Annotated in this window: 10 protein-coding genes, 1 other RNA gene and 1 pseudogene; 5 read left to right on the top strand and 7 right to left on the bottom strand. The window is 33.9% G+C overall.

The features are described 5' to 3' along the window. Positions 1-318 precede the first annotated feature (318 nt). The 3 genes from tnpC to tnpA are packed head-to-tail and all read right to left on the bottom strand — an operon-like array spanning position 319 to position 2,547. A complete protein-coding gene (gene tnpC / locus IMCC3317_RS08545; RefSeq protein WP_228055002.1) occupies positions 319-1,806 on the bottom strand; it encodes an IS66 family transposase in 1,488 nt (495 codons plus the stop codon). A gap of 49 nt (positions 1,807-1,855) precedes the next feature. Next, positions 1,856-2,209, bottom strand: a complete 354-nt coding sequence (gene tnpB, locus IMCC3317_RS08540) for an IS66 family insertion sequence element accessory protein TnpB (RefSeq protein ID WP_228055000.1) — start codon at positions 2,207-2,209, stop codon at positions 1,856-1,858. Beyond that, the gene (tnpA, locus tag IMCC3317_RS08535) at positions 2,197-2,547 is read right to left on the bottom strand and encodes an IS66 family insertion sequence element accessory protein TnpA (RefSeq protein ID WP_160129101.1); all 351 of its coding nucleotides are present in this window, start codon (positions 2,545-2,547) and stop codon (positions 2,197-2,199) included. The genes tnpB and tnpA overlap by 13 nt, the downstream gene beginning before the upstream one ends. A gap of 1,335 nt (positions 2,548-3,882) precedes the next feature. On the opposite strand from tnpA, the gene IMCC3317_RS08530 reads away from it, so the two are divergent. Beyond that, positions 3,883-4,065, top strand: a complete 183-nt coding sequence (locus tag IMCC3317_RS08530; RefSeq protein ID WP_160129100.1) for a hypothetical protein — start codon at positions 3,883-3,885, stop codon at positions 4,063-4,065. After that, positions 4,046-4,855: pseudogene (locus tag IMCC3317_RS23665) on the top strand (recombinase family protein); the annotation flags it as partial. The gene IMCC3317_RS08530 and the pseudogene IMCC3317_RS23665, both read left to right, overlap by 20 nt. A gap of 778 nt (positions 4,856-5,633) precedes the next feature. Here the strand turns inward: IMCC3317_RS23665 and ssrA are convergent. Further along, positions 5,634-6,031, bottom strand: a transfer-messenger RNA (tmRNA) gene (ssrA, locus tag IMCC3317_RS08520). Between the two features lie 167 nt (positions 6,032-6,198). Here ssrA and IMCC3317_RS08515 point away from each other — a divergent pair. From IMCC3317_RS08515 to IMCC3317_RS08505, 3 genes are all read left to right on the top strand, one after another. Next, positions 6,199-7,401 carry an NAD(P)-dependent oxidoreductase gene (locus IMCC3317_RS08515; protein WP_160129099.1) on the top strand — a complete coding sequence of 401 codons (1,203 nt, stop codon included), beginning with the start codon at positions 6,199-6,201 and terminating at the stop codon, positions 7,399-7,401. Positions 7,402-7,491: 90 nt separating this feature from the next. Then, positions 7,492-10,593 (top strand): Calx-beta domain-containing protein, encoded by a 3,102-nt coding sequence (locus IMCC3317_RS08510; protein WP_160129098.1) that lies wholly within the window; start codon positions 7,492-7,494, stop codon positions 10,591-10,593. A gap of 110 nt (positions 10,594-10,703) precedes the next feature. Next, positions 10,704-13,886: a Calx-beta domain-containing protein gene (locus IMCC3317_RS08505; RefSeq protein ID WP_160129097.1), complete on the top strand. Its 3,183-nt coding sequence runs from the start codon at positions 10,704-10,706 to the stop codon at positions 13,884-13,886. An 85-nt stretch (positions 13,887-13,971) separates the two neighbouring features. Here IMCC3317_RS08505 and IMCC3317_RS08500 read toward each other — a convergent pair whose 3' ends face one another. From IMCC3317_RS08500 to creD, 3 genes are all read right to left on the bottom strand, one after another. Then, positions 13,972-16,647 (bottom strand): MSEP-CTERM sorting domain-containing protein, encoded by a 2,676-nt coding sequence (locus IMCC3317_RS08500; RefSeq protein WP_160129096.1) that lies wholly within the window; start codon positions 16,645-16,647, stop codon positions 13,972-13,974. After that, on the bottom strand, positions 16,625-17,134 hold the full coding sequence (xrtK, locus tag IMCC3317_RS08495) for an exosortase K (RefSeq protein ID WP_160129095.1): 510 nt from the start codon (positions 17,132-17,134) through the stop codon (positions 16,625-16,627). The genes IMCC3317_RS08500 and xrtK overlap by 23 nt, the downstream gene beginning before the upstream one ends. A gap of 198 nt (positions 17,135-17,332) precedes the next feature. Then, positions 17,333-18,757 (bottom strand): cell envelope integrity protein CreD, encoded by a 1,425-nt coding sequence (gene creD / locus IMCC3317_RS08490; protein WP_160129094.1) that lies wholly within the window; start codon positions 18,755-18,757, stop codon positions 17,333-17,335. Positions 18,758-18,850 lie beyond the last annotated feature (93 nt).

The following is an 18,850-nucleotide window of genomic DNA, read 5'->3' as shown; positions in this document are numbered from 1 at the left end:
ATTGTTTTATGCAACTATATATTAATTTTACCTAAATACTTGCTCTTCGTTTTAATAAATTATAGAACTAGTAAGTTTTTTTATTAAATTGTTATCTTTGAAAAAAGACCAATAAAAAGTAAGCACTCGGTAAAACCCGTATTGCATATTTCAGGATGATTTTGTAAGACTGTATTTTACATAAAAGGAGTTATGTACTATTGTAATTTACTGACAAGTAGAAATCTAAGTGTTTGTACTTCTTAGATAGGTGTCTGATTTTAAGCTATTCTTAGTATTGGAGAGATTTTGCTAAGAAAATGTTATTTCTTTAACAATTTAAACTACTGCTGGATTTTTCCAATTTTGTGGTAGTAATTCTTCTAATTTATTGGCTTTATGCTCAGGTAATCTTTTAAAGACATCATGTAACCACAGATACGGATTTACATCATTGATTTTACAAGTAGCAAAGAAAGAATACATGATAGCTGCATGTTGTGCAGCCTTGTGAGAGCCTGCGAAGAGATAATTTTTGCGCCCTAATGCGAGTGGTCTAATTGCATTTTCTATTAGGTTGTTATCAATCAGATACTTTCCATCTTGTGTGTAAGCGCTTAGCTTATCCCACAAGTTTAAACTATACGCAAAAGCCTTTCCAATAGCGCTTTTAGGCAATACTTTACCGTACTCTTGTTGCATCCAAGTATGAAGCTTTTCTAAAATAGGCTTCGCACATAATTCTCTATAGCGTTTTATGGTCTGTGTATTTGTAGTACGCTCTTTTATTTTTCGCTCTATGGCATATAGTTTTTGGATTTGCCCCATAGCATAACTGGCTCTTGCGTTGTCATTATCAAGTGCTTTTTCAAAATAGCGCCTGGCATGTGCCATGCAAGCCAAGAGCTTTATCGGATGTTTGGTACTTAGATTTTGGTATGCTCTATATCCATCAGTTTGCAATGTTCCGCTAAACTGTTGTAAAAAATCTTTTGGAACTTTTGCTGACCTGCTAGGATCGTACTTAAATAATACTAATCGTTCCACTGGTGCATGGAATACCCAATGATATCCTGTGTGCAAGCTTCCGTTTTTATGATTGTCTTGAACTTTGATTGGCGACTCGTCCCCTTGGAGGTACTGACTTTGTAATACTGCTTTTTGTAGGACTTCATATAATACCTCCAACTGTGTTACTCCTTTAGAAAACCAACCTGTCATTGATGACATTGCTACAACAACGCCTTCTCTTTTTAAAATTTGTATCTGACGATAAAAAGGAAGATGATCCACGAACTTGCTGACACAAATATGGGCTAATAATCCAGCTCCAACATTGGATTTAGGCAAGATCATGCTAGGAAGTGAAGCAATAACGATTCCTGCATCATTAGGTAATGCATATTTTGGACGAATAATTTTACGAACATAGACCCTAGAAGGCGTATACTCCAATACTTCTGTAATTTCTTCACCTATTTTAATGCTACCTTGAGCAATATGCACAGGTTCTATTATTTGTTCAACTCTTGGTAAATGCGAAGCTAATGGTAAACGAATAGGATGCTTTTTTGTTTTTGACCGATTGTAACTAATCTGCTGTTGTACTACCTCTGTTTGCTCAGAAGTTTCTTCTGTAAATAGTCCTAATTGAAGTGCATCTGTGTTAGGAACAAATCGTTCGCTTTTACTACCAAAAATAAGGCGTTTTAATTCAGATAACTGTAATTCTAAATTTTGATAGTTAGAGAGTAACTGTTCATATTCTGATTTAGGAATCTGAACATAATCTTGATCGATAACCACGGTAGATAAGGATGTTTTCACATGTTAAAAATACAAATACTCCTTAGAAAAAACAATGTTTTACAACAATTTATGCAGGTATTTGATATCGTTTTTTTCTACGAATATGAGAGATTGAAATACCATCGATAAGTAACACTAATTGCGAATAACTAAGAGTAATACCCATCACAGAAGCATCATATACAGGCAACTCAAAGCGACCAGATTCCAAGCGTTTATAATACAACACAAAACCACCATCTTCCCAATGTAATATTTTTACTTTATCACGTGATTTGTTGATAAATATATATGCAGTTCCATCAAGAGCAGAGCCGTTGAGTTCTTTTTGAATAATACCTGCTAGACCATCAAAACTCTTACGCATATCGGTCGGGTGACTATATAAATGATAATGGTGTGAAATTCCTAGTCCAAACATGATATAAGTTGAGTTAATGAGCAAAGAGTCTTTTGATTTAATAAACAGGTATCTAAATGTAGACGAACACCATTTGGATATTCAATCCTAATTGATGAATCGGAGTTAGCCATGGGCATATCAACTTCAATAGGAATAAATTTACTCCAAGATGGTTCTTCTCTAGGATGAATTTCCGCTTGATCTAATTTCTTTTCAAGATGATAGTGTTTCAGCCAATATTTTAAAGTAGCCAGCTTGATATCTTCACGCTCACAAAAATCTTTCTGATCGATATCCTCTAAGTACATCATCTCTATCAAGGCAAACATACGCTCTTGTTTCTTGGAGTTTTTCATCTGACTAAAATAATCCACTCAAAGATTCTCTGCAATATGCAGTTTACCGAAGGCTTACAATTTTCAAGCTATTTTCTTAAAATTTTTACGCTTTTAAAAGCCATTGATATTGTACCCAAATTTTACAAATGATATCTCATTTTTATTTTAAATCTTTGTACTCACAAACGCATTAAACTGTATTTAAGAAATTGTCATATAAGCATAACAATCATAAAAGAATGAGTTGGCATATTTAAAACAAATGAAAAAATCAGTAATTATATGTGTTTTTTCAACCATTTTCTAAGCAATAGTATTGCCTTTAAAGGCATTTGTATGATACAAAATGCGTACAAATGATATCTCAGTTTTGTTTTAAATCTTTGTACTCACAAACGCATCAAACTGTATTTAAGGAATTGTCATATAAATATAACGATCATAAAAAATGAGTTGGCGTAATTAAAACGAATGTTTAACCTTAAAAAAAGAAATAAAAAAATTAGTAATTATATGTGCTTTTTTAACCATTTTCTTAGTCATAGCCTTCCCTTTCGAGTCTTTGGTACGGAACCAAAATTTTACAAATGATATTTCAGTTTTATATAGAATCTTTGTAATCATAAAGACATAAAGAATTTATGCAAGCTTTAAAATGGTACCATCATTACTAACTAATAAAATTAATTTTTCGGAGAAAACTAATTGTACCGCTTTTCAAAGAATCATATAAAATCAATGACTTACAGTTTTTACGTACCGAGTACCAAAACTGAACAAATGATATTTAATCAATTCATTATATATTTGTATTCTATGACGGTTTAGAGACCTCTTGAATTAAATATTGCTTCAAAGTTTAAAGACTTTGAATACCTAAAAAATAGTCAGTAATCTTAAAAAGAAACAATATGTAAAAATTATAAACCAATAAAGCATCTATCAAATAAATCATTCCAGAAATTTAAAACATAATAGAATCAATAACAATTTAAACATACAATAGTAAGAGATAATCACTTTATCGTGAAGTGATCATTATAATAAATAAAACATACAATAACATTTCTTAATCCAAAGTTGTAAGATTTTAACTGTTAATATTATTTAGAATCATTGGAATTAGTCTTCATTCTTTGTAATATTGAAAAGATGATTTCTAACGTTAATACAATCGCTTTAGAGAAAAGCGATCAAAAGAATAAGAGCGCAAGACTCTTTAAATAGTACTACTTAATAGTAGTCATCTTGTCGTGGCACGAAAAAGAGAACAAGGTCATTAAAAAAGTAAGCCCTTGTATTGTATAATCTACGTGATAACTTTCATTAAGTAATCACGGTTATCGTGCCAATATGTCAAAATTAAAAGTAAGTACTATAAAAAAAGTACTTAATAGAAATCAAAAAATGACTGCTGATCGTTTACGGAGTTTCAAAGGGTTTGAAAAATTCAGTAATCAAGAAGCTAAAGAAGTTATCAAAAAACTAGAACATTTAGCAGCAATAGTTTGCAAGCATGTCCAAAATTCAAAATAGTATGAACGATTTATCCATTTTCAAGAGTTTTCAAAAAGTAAAAAACACGAATCTTTTACGATTGGATGGAAAAGCAGTTATATACACAAGAGTTTCTACAAAAGAGCAAGCTGAAAATAATGCTAGTTTGGAAACACAACTAAAGTATTGTAAACTATTAGCAGAAAAGAAAGGAGTTGAAGTATTGGAATGTTTTGGAGGTACGTATGAATCTGCTAAAAGTGATGAACGTAAAGAGTTTAAAAAAATGCTTGCTTATGTAAACCGAAAAAAAGATGTTGGTTACATTATTGTATATTCTTATGATCGATTTTCTCGTACTGGAGCTAATGGAGCATATATTAGCGATCAACTTAAAAAACAAGGAATTGTAACGATTTCAGCAACACAAGAAGTAGATACTAGTACAAGCGCAGGATCATTCCAACAGAATTTATATTATATGTTCTCTCAGTTTGATAATGAATTGAGAAGAGATAAGTGTGTTTCAGGAATGAGAGAAAAGATTAGAAAAGGATATTATATTGGACCAATACCATTTGGCTATACGAATCTAAACCCAGGAAATGGAAAAACTCCTGAATATGTCATAAACGATCAAGGGAAGCTTTTACGAAAAGCATTTTTATTAAAATCAGGAAAAAATATGGCTAATGTTGAAATAGCCGATACGCTTAGAAAAAAGGGGTTAAAAATAACAGAAAAGTATTTGAGCAAATATCTTCGTAATCCATTCTATTGTGGAATTATTGTAAGTCCGTTACTTCCAGACGAAATTATTGAAGGAAAACAAGAACCACTTGTTTCAAGAGACATATTCTTAAAAATCAATAACCTTTTACAATCCAGAAAAGATATAAGGAAATACAATTCAGAAGATGAAAACCTCCCTTTAAAAGCGTTTGTACGCTCTGTAGAGTGTGATACGCCTTATACGGGATATATTGTAAGATCAAAACGGTTGTATTATTATAAGAATAGAAGAAAAGGAAGTAAGGAAAATAGAAGTGCTAAAAAAATGCATCAGACATTTTTAGAGCTTTTAAAGAACTTTCAATTATCAGATAGTAAATATGTTGAACCACTGAAAGAAATCATAGAAGAGAAGTTTATAGAACTCAATGCTGAAAAAATAGAAGATGTCAAAAATGCAAAAAATCAATTAAATGCTTTGCAACGAAAAATTGATCGTATAGAAGAACGTTTTGTATTCGAAGAAATAAGCAAAACTCAATACGACAAGTTTAATGAAAAATTATTAGTAGAAAAAAGAGAATTGGAGAAGCTTTCTTTAAAAAGTAAATTTAATAGTTCGAACCTTAAAAAAGCGATTGATAAAGCAATAGAATTTGCACTCAATCTACCGTCATTATGGACTTCTGGGAATGTGGAGGTAAAACGAACAATTCAATATATGCTGTTTCCTGATGGAATTGGGTATGATTTCAAAAATCATCGATTTCGAACTTTTCGAATCAATTCAATTTTCTCTGCAATCGTAAGTATATCAAGTGATTTAAGTGGAAATAAAAAAGAGAATTACCATAATTTCTATGATAATTCTCTTCAAGTGGAGTCGGAGAGAATCGAACTCTCGTCCAAACAAGCAATTAAAATGCCTTCTACGCGCTTAGTTCTTGTTTAATTTTCGACTACTAGCTGACCAAAAACCGCCCACTAATAGCTTAACTTCTTAGTTGTAAAAACTACGGCAAAGTAACGTAGTCTCGATGTTGTCTTTTATGGTGTCTCAATTATGATCGCCGGCAACAAGGGCTATCATGAGACATTCAGCTTTTCTGTCTAACAGAAACTGAGGCCAATCCTACTATAATTCAGATTATGCAGCTAAAGCGTAGTTATTCTCGCCATTTAAAAAATGTGAAACATGAGATTAACGAGCTATTTCTCAGCGCTCGGCGTGCTTACACTTCAATTCGACTCGCTGTCAATACCAGTCGACCCCAAAATATTTAAGAACTTTTCCTTTTAGTTCAAAAAGGAGAACAAAAGTAACACAATTTTTAATAGTTTTGTGTTTTTGTGCTAAATACTACTAATTTAGGGCAAAAATTGTACCAAACATAACAATGTCAGTCTTTGTCAGTACTGATGAACTTAATAAAATAAGCTATGAAATTTGCCATCATAAAAGAACGTAAAAATCCGCCAGACAGGCGTGTGGTATTCTCTCCAGAAAAATTAGCAGAAGCAAAAGCACAATTTTCAGAAGCCACATTTAAAGTAGAAGCTTCAGATATTCGTGTATTTTCTGATAAAGCGTACGCAGATAAAGGGTTTGATGTCTTAGAAGATGTTTCTCATTGTGATGTAATGATTGGCGTAAAAGAAGTTCCGCTTGAAAATTTAATTCCAAATAAAAAATACTTTTTCTTTTCTCATACCATCAAAAAACAACCGTACAATCGTGAGTTATTACAAGCAATATTAGCCAAAAATATTGAAATGTACGATCATGAAGTAATTACCAAAGACAATGGCGGACGCTTGATCGGTTTTGGGCGTTATGCAGGTTTAGTTGGCGCATACAATGGTTTTAGAGCGTTAGGTTTGCGAGATGGATTGTTTGAATTACCAAAAGTTGAAAACCTTTCAGACTTAGACGCCGTCAAAAAAGAATTAGACAAAATAAAACTTCCAAATATTAAAATTCTACTCTCAGGAACTGGAAAAGTAGCATTTGGAGCAAAAGAAATTTTAGATCACTTAGGAATCAAAGAAATTTCAGATGCATTATACCTTACATCAAACTTTACGGAACCTGTATATTGCATGGTTGATGTTATGGAATATAGCAAACGCACCGATGGGAAAGTAGGAGATAAGTTCAAATTTTATAACGATCCAAGTGGTTATGAAAGTAACTTTATGCCATATGCAAAAATGACCGATTTCTTTATTGCAGGACATTTCTATGGAGATGGCGCACCGTTTTTATTTACTAGGGATGATGCAAAACATCCTGATTTCAAAATCAATCTAGTTGCCGATGTATCTTGCGACATTGATGGACCTGTGGCAAGTACCATTCGTCCTTCAACCATTGCAGATCCTTTTTATGGATATGACCCAAAAACAGAAAAAGAAGTAGCTTTCAATACAAAAGGAGCAATTACAGTGATGGCAGTCGACAATTTACCATGCGAATTGCCAAAAGATGCAAGTGAAGGTTTTGGAGAAATGTTTTTAGAACATGTAATTCCAGCTTTCTTCAACAATGACAAAGATGGCGTATTAGCAAGAGCTAAAATGACTGAAAATGGTAAGCTTACAGAACGGTATTCGTACTTACAAGACTATGTAGATGGGAAGTAATTTTATGTATTAACTTACATTTTTTGTATGTGGATGTAGGGATATTTGTGATGAGATTGTTATATTTATAAAGCAATCAAAAACCAACCAATGAAAAAAATCACCTTATTCCTATCCTGTATACTAATTCTATGTATTTTTTCTTGTGAGAAAGATGACAACACAGTTGCTCCAATTATCTCAGAAGAAGAGCCAATCATTCCAATAAACTTTGAAGAAAACTTTGGAACAACTATTACCGCACGCTTTCTTGGTCGTGTAGTAAATGAACAAAATGAGCCAATACAAGGCGCAACGATTCAAATAGGAAACTCCGTAACTTCTACCGATCTTTTCGGAATATTTTCAATGTCAGATGCTGCTGCATATGAAAAATTCGCATACGTTACTGCAACGAAAGATGGATACATTATTGGTTCAAGAGCATTAGTTCCTTCTGCATCAGAAGTGAATAGGGTAGAAATCATGTTACTGAAAGAAGATGTAATTGCAACGATCAATTCTGGTCAGCAAGCTACCGTAAATCTATCCAACGGAACAGAAGTTACATTTGATGGAAATTTTACAAAAGAAGATGGCTCGGCATATAGTGGCGAAGTAAAAGTAATTCTAAAACATCTAAGTCCTGATGATGAAAACATGGACGCAATGATGCCAGGAATGTTATTTGCACAAGATGCAAGTGGCGATGCGGTTGCTTTAGAAACGTATGGAATGTTGGTTGTAGAACTCAGAAGCAATTCAGGAGAAGAATTACAACTAGCAACAGGAAGCAGTTCGCAAATTTCAATGCCGTTAGCTGCAAATACACTCAATCCGCCAGCAACAATTCCATTATGGCATTTTGATGAAACACTAGGGTATTGGATTGAAGAAGGAGAAGCAACTTTACAAGGAAACAAATATGTTGGTGATGTAGCTCACTTTTCATTTTGGAATTATGATTTTCCATATCCGTCAATCGTTTTATGTATTCAGCTAGAAGATGAAAACGGAAATCCAATGCCGTATACAGCGTTAGATTTACACTCTACATTACTAAACTCAACAGGAACGTATGGATATACAAATAGCAATGGAGTAGAATGTGGATTGGTTCCTTCGGGAGAAGAATTTACAGTAATAGTTCCAGGAGTTTCTTGTGCTAATCAACCATTTACAACAACTATTGGTCCTTTTACTTCGGATACGAATATAACAATACCTGTAATTGCAACAAATCAAAACACAACAACCTTGACTGGAACATTTATTACTTGTGATGGAAATAATGTAACAAACGGATATATGCAACTATTCATCAATGGAACATCAGAAATAATTCCGGTAACGGACGGAACAATTAACTATGCTGTATCTTATTGTGGTACGTTAGACTATTCTATCAAAGGAATAGATGTAACCAACAATCAAGTTACTAGCGTTACAACGGGAACGTTAAACGGAAGTGCTACGGTAGATTTAGGAGTCTTAAGTTCATGCACAGGATTTGTAGACACAGATGGCGATGGTATTTTTGATTCATTTGAAGATTTAAATGGTGACAACGACCTTACCAATGACGATACAGATAATGATGGAATTCCAAATTATCAAGATGCAGATGATGATGGCGACGGAATTAACACCGCAGATGAAGATTATGATGGTGACAATGATCCAACGAATGATGATACAGATGGAGATCAAATTCCAAACTATCTAGACAATCAAGATGTTGTCGTTTACTCAACTGATGTTGCTGGAGAAGGTTGTGATCCTATAACATACAATTTAGATGACATTATTACGAATCATTACAGTGGACAAGGAACTGCAAATATGACGTATGTATTTTATGAAAACGAAGCAGATGCTATTGCAGAAACAAATCCCATAACAACGTCAATATATCAAGTGTCTTTGGCAGATTTAGTTAATAACGGAGCTGTAATACATATCAAAGGAACAAGTACAATTACGGGACAATCTGATATAGCGTATGTATACTTATTTTATGGATTTCCAGATACAGATAACGACGGATTGACAGATTGTGAAGAAACTACAGGTGTTGATGATCCAAATACACCTTTAGTTCCAACTGGAATCACAAATCCAAATGATGCGTGCGATCCAATAGAAACAAGCTCTTTAATAGATAGTGATAATGATGGACTTACCGATTGTGAGGAAACTACTGGGACAGATAATATACATACACCTTTAATACCAGCTGGAACAAGTGATCCAAATGATTCAAGTGACCCAAACCAAGCACCTACGCTTCAAATAGCTGGGTCTGGAGTTGTTATTTATGAAGGTGATGGATTAAATGAGTGGGCAATACTAAGCTTAAGCCACGCAAGTACAGAAGCTATTTCAGTGAATGTACAAACTGTTGATGGCACTGCAACAGCACCACTAGATTATTCAGCCGTGAATGTTACGGTAACTATTCCGGCAGGAGATGTATCAATGAATCTAGCTAATCTTATACCAATAATTAATGACACAGAAGTTGAAGGTACTGAGAATTTCTTTTTACAAGCAACAGTCATTTCTGGAAATACAACAAATGCAAGTGCATTAGTAGAGCTTGAAATCATAGATGATGATGTAGCTCCATCAATAACCGATTTCCCAGCATGTAGAAATCCAACCACAGGAACGGCTACTTTTGATATTCAAAGTATGATCCCAAATTTTGTTTCTCTAAGTGACTTACAATCGGGTCTTTTAGTATTTAACTATTATTACACAGAACAAGATGCACGTGCGTTTTCAAATTCAGGTACAGTACAAGGTCCATTAATAACATCACAAAATACGATGATATATGCAGCAGTTTGGAATCCGCATATAACTCCAAGTGCTGATGCAGCTGTATCAATACTAAACTGTATCATAAATGAAACACCAACAGCAGTAGGAGGCTTGAGTTTAACAACTTGCGACGGAAATTCAGACGGCTTTGCAACTTTTGATCTTTCGCAATTGAATACTCAAATATTACAAACACAGCCAAGTGCAAATTTTAATATTACGTATCATGAAACTCCGGAAGATGCCGTTAACAATGTAAACCCAATACAAGCTATTTATACAAATATTATAACAAATCAACAGACAATATATTACCGTATAGAAGATTTTCAAACTGGATGTTTTAACACTGGAGCTATTGACCTTATTGTAGATTCTGGCTGTTAATTCAATATCGAATAACTAAAATTAAAAAAGCACTTTGATTTTACTCTAGGTGCTTTTTAAAAAAAAATAGTATCTTGTAAGTATTAAGATCATTATTATACACAAAACCAATGAAAAAATTCCCTTTATTTCTATCTTGTTTACTAATTCTATGTGTTTTCGCTTGTGACAATGAGCTTCTTGGACCCGAAATTACCTCAGAAGAAGAAGTTCCTGTAATTCCCATAAACTTTGAAGAAAACTTTGGAACAACGGTCACAGCTCGTTTTTTAGGTCGTGTGCTAGATGAGCAAAATGATCCAGTTCAAGGCGCAACCATTCAAATAGGAAATACAGTAACAAGTACAGATATCTTCGGAATCTTCTCTGTGTCAGATGCAACAGCATTTGAAAAATTTGCCTATATCAAAGTTGAAAAAGACGGATATATCAATGGCTCAAGAACTTTGACACCATCAAGTACAGAAGTAAATAATGTAGAAATCATGTTACTCAAAGAAGATGTAATTGCCACAATTACTTCTGGAGTAACAGCAACGGTAAATTTACCAAACGGAACAGAAGTTTCGTTCAATGGAAACTTTACCAGAGAAAATGGAACACCATACAACGGACAAGTTGATGTGATTATCAAACATCTAAGCCCTGATGATGAAAACATGGACGCAATGATGCCAGGAATGTTATTTGCACAAAATGCAAGTGGCGATGCAGTTGCGTTAGAAACGTATGGAATGATTGCTGTAGAACTCAGAAGTAGTTCTGGAGAAGAATTACAACTAGCCGAAGGTAGCATTTCACAAATCTCCATACCTGTAGCAACAAGCTCAAACAATCCGCCAGCAACAATTCCATTATGGTATTTTGATGAAGAAGTAGGTTATTGGAAAGAAGAAGGCGTAGCAACACTACAAGGAAACAACTATGTTGGCGAAGTATCTCACTTTTCATTTTGGAATTATGACTTTCCATATCCCTCAGTATATTTATGTATCACATTAGTTGATGATGGCGGAAGACCATTGCCATACACGAGTTTAGATCTTTATTCAGCATTACTAAATGCAACAGGAACGTACGGATTTACAAATGCAGCAGGAACAGAATGTGGTTGGATTCCAGCTGGAGAACAACTCACAGTGACAATTGCAACATTACATTGCAACAATGCGCCATTTACAACAACGATTGGACCATTTACATCCGACGCAAACATTACGATTACAGTTCCGTCAAATTTAAGTACAACCGAACTCACAGGAACTTTTGTAAACTGTGATGGAAACAACGTTACAGATGGGTACATTCAACTATTTATCAACGGAAACTCACAAGTAATTCCAGTAACCAATGGATCTATAAGTTATACAGTTGTTTACTGTAACACATTAGATTTTTCTCTAAAAGGAATTGATATCACGAGCAATCAAATCACAAACATTATAACAGGAACATTAAATGGAAGTGCTACCGTAGATGTTGGCGCGCTCAGTTCATGTACAGGATTTGTAGATACGGATGGAGATGGCGTTTTTGATACCTTTGAAGATATAAATGGCGACAACGATTTAACGAATGATGATACAGACCAAGATGGTACTCCAAACTATTTAGATATTGATGATGATGGTGACGGAATCAACACCGCAGACGAAAACTACGATGGCGATAACGATCCAACAAATGACGATACCGATGGCGATCAAATTCCAGATTATTTAGATGCAGTTGATGTAAATATCTTTGATTCAGAAATCATTGCAGATGGTTGCAACCCATTAATCTTTAATTTAGATGCAATAGCAACGCAGTATGTAAACACAAACATGAGTTATGCTTTCTATGAAACTGAAGCAGATGCTGCTGCAGAAACAAACGTATTAACGTCAACATACGAAGTAGCATTTATTAATTTTACAGATGGTTCAAATATCTATGTAAAAGGAACTAACACAATAACCAACGCAACTGCTGTTGGAAATATATATTTATTTGTTGTAAATGAAGACTCAGATAATGATGGATTAACGGATTGTGAAGAAACCACAGGAATAGACGATCCAGATACCGTTTCTGTGCCAAGCGGAATAAGTGACCCGAACGATTCAAACGATCCTGTAGATTTCACAGACACGGATGGTGACGGACTTACAGACGCAGAAGAAACCACAGGAAACGACAATCCAAACACACAACCAACACCAAATGGAATATCAGATCCAAATGATCCATGTGATCCAATAGAATCTAGTTCATTAGTAGATAGTGACAATGACGGATTAACCGATTGTGAAGAAACAACAAGTATAGACAATCCAAATACACCTTCAATTCCAAGCGGAACAAGTGATCCAAACGATCAAAATGATCCAAACCAACAACCAACAGATACAACGATGACATTTGGTGGTCCATTTGGTGGTAATACATTGTCAGAAAGCGCAGGAACCATTGATCTTCTTGTATCGTTAAATTCGGCAAGTAGTCAAAATACGGTAATTAATATAGCTTCTTCTAATGTAAGTGCGGTTGCTCCAGATGATTATACTCCAATAAATACAACGGTTACTATTCTCGCAGGAAATATATCAGGAACACCATGGCCAATACAAATTGATATCATTGATGATACAGATTTTGAAGCTAATGAAGCCATTTTAATTACAGCGACTGTAATCTCAGGAGCGGTTACAAATCCAATTGTAGAATTCTATATAACTATTGAAGACAATGACAGCAACGGAAATTCTCCGCAATCTGGAATCATAGGAGTATGTGGTGATGGAAATGGGTTAGGTGTATTTGACCTTAACTCTATGGATACTCATTATCTGAATGGAAATAATGGAACGATAAGTTATCATCAAACACAAGCAGACGCAGATGCAGGAATGAATGCGTTAACATCTCCTTATACTTCAACAGATGGTATTACATTATTTGTTCGTATTGTTGCTTCAACAGGCAACATCCAAATATCAACATTATATTGTGAAGTATATACAACGCCAATGGCTATATCAGGACTTAGTTTAACTGAATGCGATGGAAACGGAGATGGTTTAGCAATCTTTAGTCTTCAACAATTAGATGCGCAAATTATTCAAAACGGTGGAAACTTAGTAGTAGTAAGTTATCACGCAACGCTAGCTGATGCAGAAAATAATACCAATATAATATTTCATGACTTATATCTAACTACGTCACGAACTATGTTTTTCAGAGTGCGACATATGCGTGGAGGATGTTACGATACGGGAGCTATTGACCTTATTGTAGATCCAGGTTGTTAATTTAAAAAAATATAAATCATCAAAAGCATCTCAACTACGAGATGCTTTTTTTTATTGTCTAAATTCAATTTAAAAGTGTTCGTAATCATGTTTTTTGAGTTTGATGTTTTAAAAACTGCTGGCGCACGATGTAAATCATAAAAAATAACAGCAACATCCAAAAATACGGTTCGCTCATACGACGTGTTTCCAAACCAGCTTTTTCAGAATAATCTGCGCTCATAATTTCTTCTTGTTTTCGCAACAAACGTGCTTCTTGTACTTTTGTTTCTAGTGAAATATAAGTAGTACTATGAGTCAAAATATTCTGAGAAAAACTCTCGCGTAAAGCGCGCAACCAATTGTCTTTTTTACGTGTCGGATTCAAATCGTTCAAATCATGAAACAAGCGTAATTGCAACGCATTCAAATACGGATTTCCAGAAAAATCAGCAGCTAAAGTTGCAGTATTATCAAAACTTACTAAAGAAGGTTGATCGTCATTTCTAAGAAAAATTGATTGTCCATTTCTGGAAAATTCTACCAATTCAATCGTTTCAGGAAGCTTCTTTTTCCAATGAGAATGTTCAATCAAATTATGATATGGAAATGCACTTTCCGTCTCCCAAGAACTATATTTTCCTGTAAAGCGATTACTCATTGATGCGTACACAACCACATACGGAATACTTTTTTGATCGCGATGCGCAAACTCAATCTGAGCAATTGCTTTTCTATAATTAAACCCTGATTCTTTAGGCGATGTTTGTCTTCCCCAATTTACGTCTGCATCCACATACAAAATCTGTGCTTTCTGTTTCACATCAGCCGATAAAGCTTCAAAATCTTCACGAAATTGCTTCCTAAATTCTTCTCCTTTTGTCGTATTATCCACTAAAAAATAATAGCTTACTGGCGATTGCACTTTTGGTAAATTTTGTTTGATAGTACTCGGAACATAAAACGTATTCGGACTCAACTCCGCAACAGTTTGTGCTAAAGGCTCAACATCAATTGTAATTGGTATATGATTAATTTCAAAATTAACAGGCGTTCTGTGATACAGCGTAAAACCTGACGTACGTGTTTCATCTTTCTGAAAAGGAAAAATCTTCAAAGATATCACATCATCATACAAATATTGCAAAATTCCAGGATCGCGGCGTTGATTAGTAATCTGTTCATAAATCCAATTGGCAGCTTTCTTTTCAGCTAAAATCCCAAACGTTCTGCGATCTTCAATATCTAAATAATAATCAGAAATAAACACATCTTTTGGCAAAGTAAATTCGCTTCGAAACTCACGCATTCCAACACTATCCAAATTCGTAATGGCTAGATGAATTTGTGTTTTATAAAAATCGCCTTTGGCAACATATTCAGTTTCGTGCGTATAATTTACACTTGCGTTTAATCGTTCTGGCGGTTGATATCCTGACCAAGCAAATGTTCGCTGTCCTAAAAATAAATTTTGAATCTCATGTGTTTTTTGTTCAGATACTTGCAAATTATCAAACACATACCAATCGTAAAAAAGTGACAATAATGGCAAACGTTGCTCAGGATTTTCAATAGAAAGTCTACGGTTTCCTTTGTGCATTTCACTGAAAATATATTCAATCTTTTCAACATTATAATCTGTATATGTTGTGTTGGAAGCGTCAAATTGATTGGTTTCTGCGATTAATTCGTTGAGGTAATTTTTATGATTTGAGCAAAATCCAATAAAAATAATTGGTAATAGCAACATGCAGAATCCACTTAAAATAATCACTTTCTTTTTGCTGTATTTTTTTAGAATTAGGGCGAATTGTTTTGACATGATTTGATACTGTAATAATAGCAATACAATTGGTGTCAACATTAAAATTCCTGCGCCAAAAACGATCAATGCAATAAACGAAAGTGGTACAAATGGTAAGAAGATCAAGAAGAAGTAAAACACAATTGGTACACCAAAAGATGCACATAAAAAACCGATGAATTTTGCAGTTACGGAATCCGTAACTAGCAATGTTAATCCGATTGCATTAATGGAAAATGCACTATAGATTATAGGATGATTAAAGTCTCCAAACAGCTCAAAATTTAAGTTTAAAAGTAATCCGATAAGTGGAAATAGAAACCCGAAAAGAATAATCATAATTGGATACTTTGCATTCAGGTTTTTTCCAACCATATTTCCTAAGATAAAACGTAAAAAGAAAAACAGAAAACCAGCAATAGCAACGCATATAATTATTTTTGTAGCGAATAATTGAAGTTGAAAATTTCCTGTATTCTGTCTTCCAAAAATTGGAATAAAAAGCATTGTAAAAATGTACATGCTAAAAGGAACAAGTATGGAAAAACCTAAATTTTTTAAGTTTGATGAAAGTGTTCCTTTTGGGCGAAAATATTTAAAAATAATATCGAGCAATGCATGAAAAATTGCAGGAACTGTCAAGTACAGTGGAATAATTTCGTAATTAATACTTGTTGATTTTACACGAGGAATCTCAATAAAAAGATTCGATTCATACAACCAAAAAAGGAAAATAGTATAGCCTATTATTATTGCGCACGGTAAAATCCAATTGCTAATTTTTTGTTTAATTTCGAGTAAAATCAATCCTAAAAAAAGAAAAATTAAACAACTCCAATACGTCGTTAAACCTGTAAATTGAAATGCGTTTCCTTCGGGCGAATCAAACGCGCTGTATAACAACCAAGCAAGGAAAATTTGTGGCAAAAGTAAAGACAGAATATATCCGAGTGATTTATGTAGTTTGAATGGTAACATATTTTGATGAGATAAGATGATTAATAGTAAGTAAAATGAAAATGTATAAAATGCTTCCGAGTGCTAAATGTGCATTTTTAGGATCGATAAATTCGTGTGTCCAATTCCATTCGGCTAATTTCATAGCACTAATAATTCGTGCAGTATTTGCAAAAATCATAATGAAATAACTGCAAATTCCTAAGAAAATGATACGTAAAACTGTATTTTTTATAGTTTGAAACGTGCACAATTTGAAACATAGAAAAGCGAAACAAATGATGAAGAAATTTCCGCCTGCGCATGATTTTTCAATCACAATTCCGGTTGGCGAACTAAATCCAACATCAGGAATCCACTCAAAAGAAGTCTTCGTGAAAAATGAAATCAACGGAATCATCGGATACATAAACCATTTCAAAACGGCTAGTGTTGCAACGCTGTACATGGCTTTTAAGGATAAAATTAATCCAAGTGTAAAACCTATTTTTTGATATACTTTGTTCATGATAACGTTGAAGTTGAAAATGAAAATGAAAATGAAAATGAAAATGAAAACGAAAACGAAATTAGAAAATGAAAACGAAACCTGAGCTTTTTAGCACTCGAATTCCAGAAAGCCAGGAATCGTTTTCTCACCAAACTAACTTTCTTGAGTTATGAGTTTTCAGTTATGAGTTATGAGTTGTGAGTTCTCGGTTATGAGTTATGAGTTTGTTGCAAGTTGTGAGTTCAAATTCGCGGGCTGAGCGGAGTCGAAGCCCCAATCAATCTTTCGAGATACAAACATTACAATTCCGAGAATTAAGAACAATCCGATGCTTCCTACCAATAATGCGTAGTTTTCTAGTTGTATAATTACGAAAATAAAACCGTACAAAGCTGTTAATGAAGTTCCGATAAATAACGGAAATTTCCAGTTTTTCAAAATCGATTTTGAATACAATGTTATCATTACAATAACAGCGATTCCTGCAATGAGATATGCTTTTAAGAAACTACTATGTTCCGAAATTGAAATTAGCAACGTATAAAACATGACAAGCGCAATTCCGATCATTAAATACTGAAATGGATGTATGGAAATTTTGCTTAATGTTTGAATGAGGAAGAAGACTAAAAACGTTAATCCAATGACTAAAAAGCCATATTTTGCCGAGCGTTCACTCTTTTGATATTCGTCCAGCGGAATTATGAATTTTGTTCCAAATGCATATTGATTCAAATTTGGTAAGGTTTGAAAAAACTGTTGTGAAAACGAACGATTCGTATTCAAAAGTTTCCAATTTGCTTCAAATCCGCCATTTTCAGTAACGCGTTCGCTTTGCGTAATAAAATTTCCGGTGTGACTTGGATCTTTCCAATCGGACGTCATTTGCACATTTGTTACTTTCCCAATCGGAATAAACTTAATGCTTTTACTACCATTATACATCAATTTAAAATCAAAAGCTTGCGCGGAAGTTTTTGGAACATCAGCCAATGCAATATGCGTACTTTCAAGTTCATCCAACTGCGGATACGAATTGTGTTGCGCATTGAAATTCGTCTCAAAACCATATACATTTCCGTTCAAATTTAGCTTCACTTCACTTTTCAAACCTTTCAAATTTGTGGTTTTAATTAACAACGTTGCTTTTTCCCAAACAATGTCTTCATCAGCAATTGATTTTGATAAAAAATCGGGCGTTTCAAAACTTCCAGAAGCGGCAATTTCGGAAGTAAACACAGCAGTATCAAAGTTATTTCGCTTCTTCTTAGACGTTTTTACATCCGCAGTAATATCTAAAGTATTGGGAAAAAAATAGCCATATTTTAGAATGGTGCGTTGTTCTTTAAATGTCTTTTTCGTTTCCTCATCGTATTTTACGGTTTCTTCATACGTTTTATACGGAACTTTCAAAATGGGTCCGTACAATAAAATTTCATTTCCCCATTTGTCATTCAGTTCATTTACAACGCTTTGTTGTCGTTGTTCACGTTCTTTAATCAATTCCTGAATCAGCGTAAGTGGAATCATGAGTAATAAAACCAATGCGCCCATGACTAATAATCGCGCTGTAATTGACGTTTTGAACCAAGTGAGAAACTTGTTGTTGCTGTTCTTTTTTTCTGTTTGATGTGCTTCCATTATGTTAGTTTTAAAGTACTTTGAAATTCAAAGTAAATAGGTAAAAAAATAGTGTTTATAAAATGCTAGGAGTGAAGTCTAGCTGTTTTGTTT

The sequence above is a fragment of the Kordia antarctica genome (assembly GCF_009901525.1).
GTDB lineage: Bacteria > Bacteroidota > Bacteroidia > Flavobacteriales > Flavobacteriaceae > Kordia > Kordia antarctica.
This window is presented reverse-complemented; position numbering and strand designations above follow the sequence as displayed.

Excerpts from the sequence above, each read along its gene's own strand:
- IMCC3317_RS08515 (WP_160129099.1), top strand. The coding sequence starts at position 6,199 with ATGAAATTTGCCATCATAAAAGAACGTAAAAATCCGCCAGACAGGCGT.
- IMCC3317_RS08500 (WP_160129096.1), bottom strand. The coding sequence starts at position 16,647 with ATGTTACCATTCAAACTACATAAATCACTCGGATATATTCTGTCTTTA.
- creD (WP_160129094.1), bottom strand. The coding sequence starts at position 18,757 with ATGGAAGCACATCAAACAGAAAAAAAGAACAGCAACAACAAGTTTCTC.
- xrtK (WP_160129095.1), bottom strand. The coding sequence starts at position 17,134 with ATGAACAAAGTATATCAAAAAATAGGTTTTACACTTGGATTAATTTTA.
- IMCC3317_RS08505 (WP_160129097.1), top strand. The coding sequence starts at position 10,704 with ATGAAAAAATTCCCTTTATTTCTATCTTGTTTACTAATTCTATGTGTT.
- IMCC3317_RS08530 (WP_160129100.1), top strand. The coding sequence starts at position 3,883 with ATGTCAAAATTAAAAGTAAGTACTATAAAAAAAGTACTTAATAGAAAT.
- tnpA (WP_160129101.1), bottom strand. The coding sequence starts at position 2,547 with ATGAAAAACTCCAAGAAACAAGAGCGTATGTTTGCCTTGATAGAGATG.
- tnpB (WP_228055000.1), bottom strand. The coding sequence starts at position 2,209 with ATGTTTGGACTAGGAATTTCACACCATTATCATTTATATAGTCACCCG.
- IMCC3317_RS08510 (WP_160129098.1), top strand. The coding sequence starts at position 7,492 with ATGAAAAAAATCACCTTATTCCTATCCTGTATACTAATTCTATGTATT.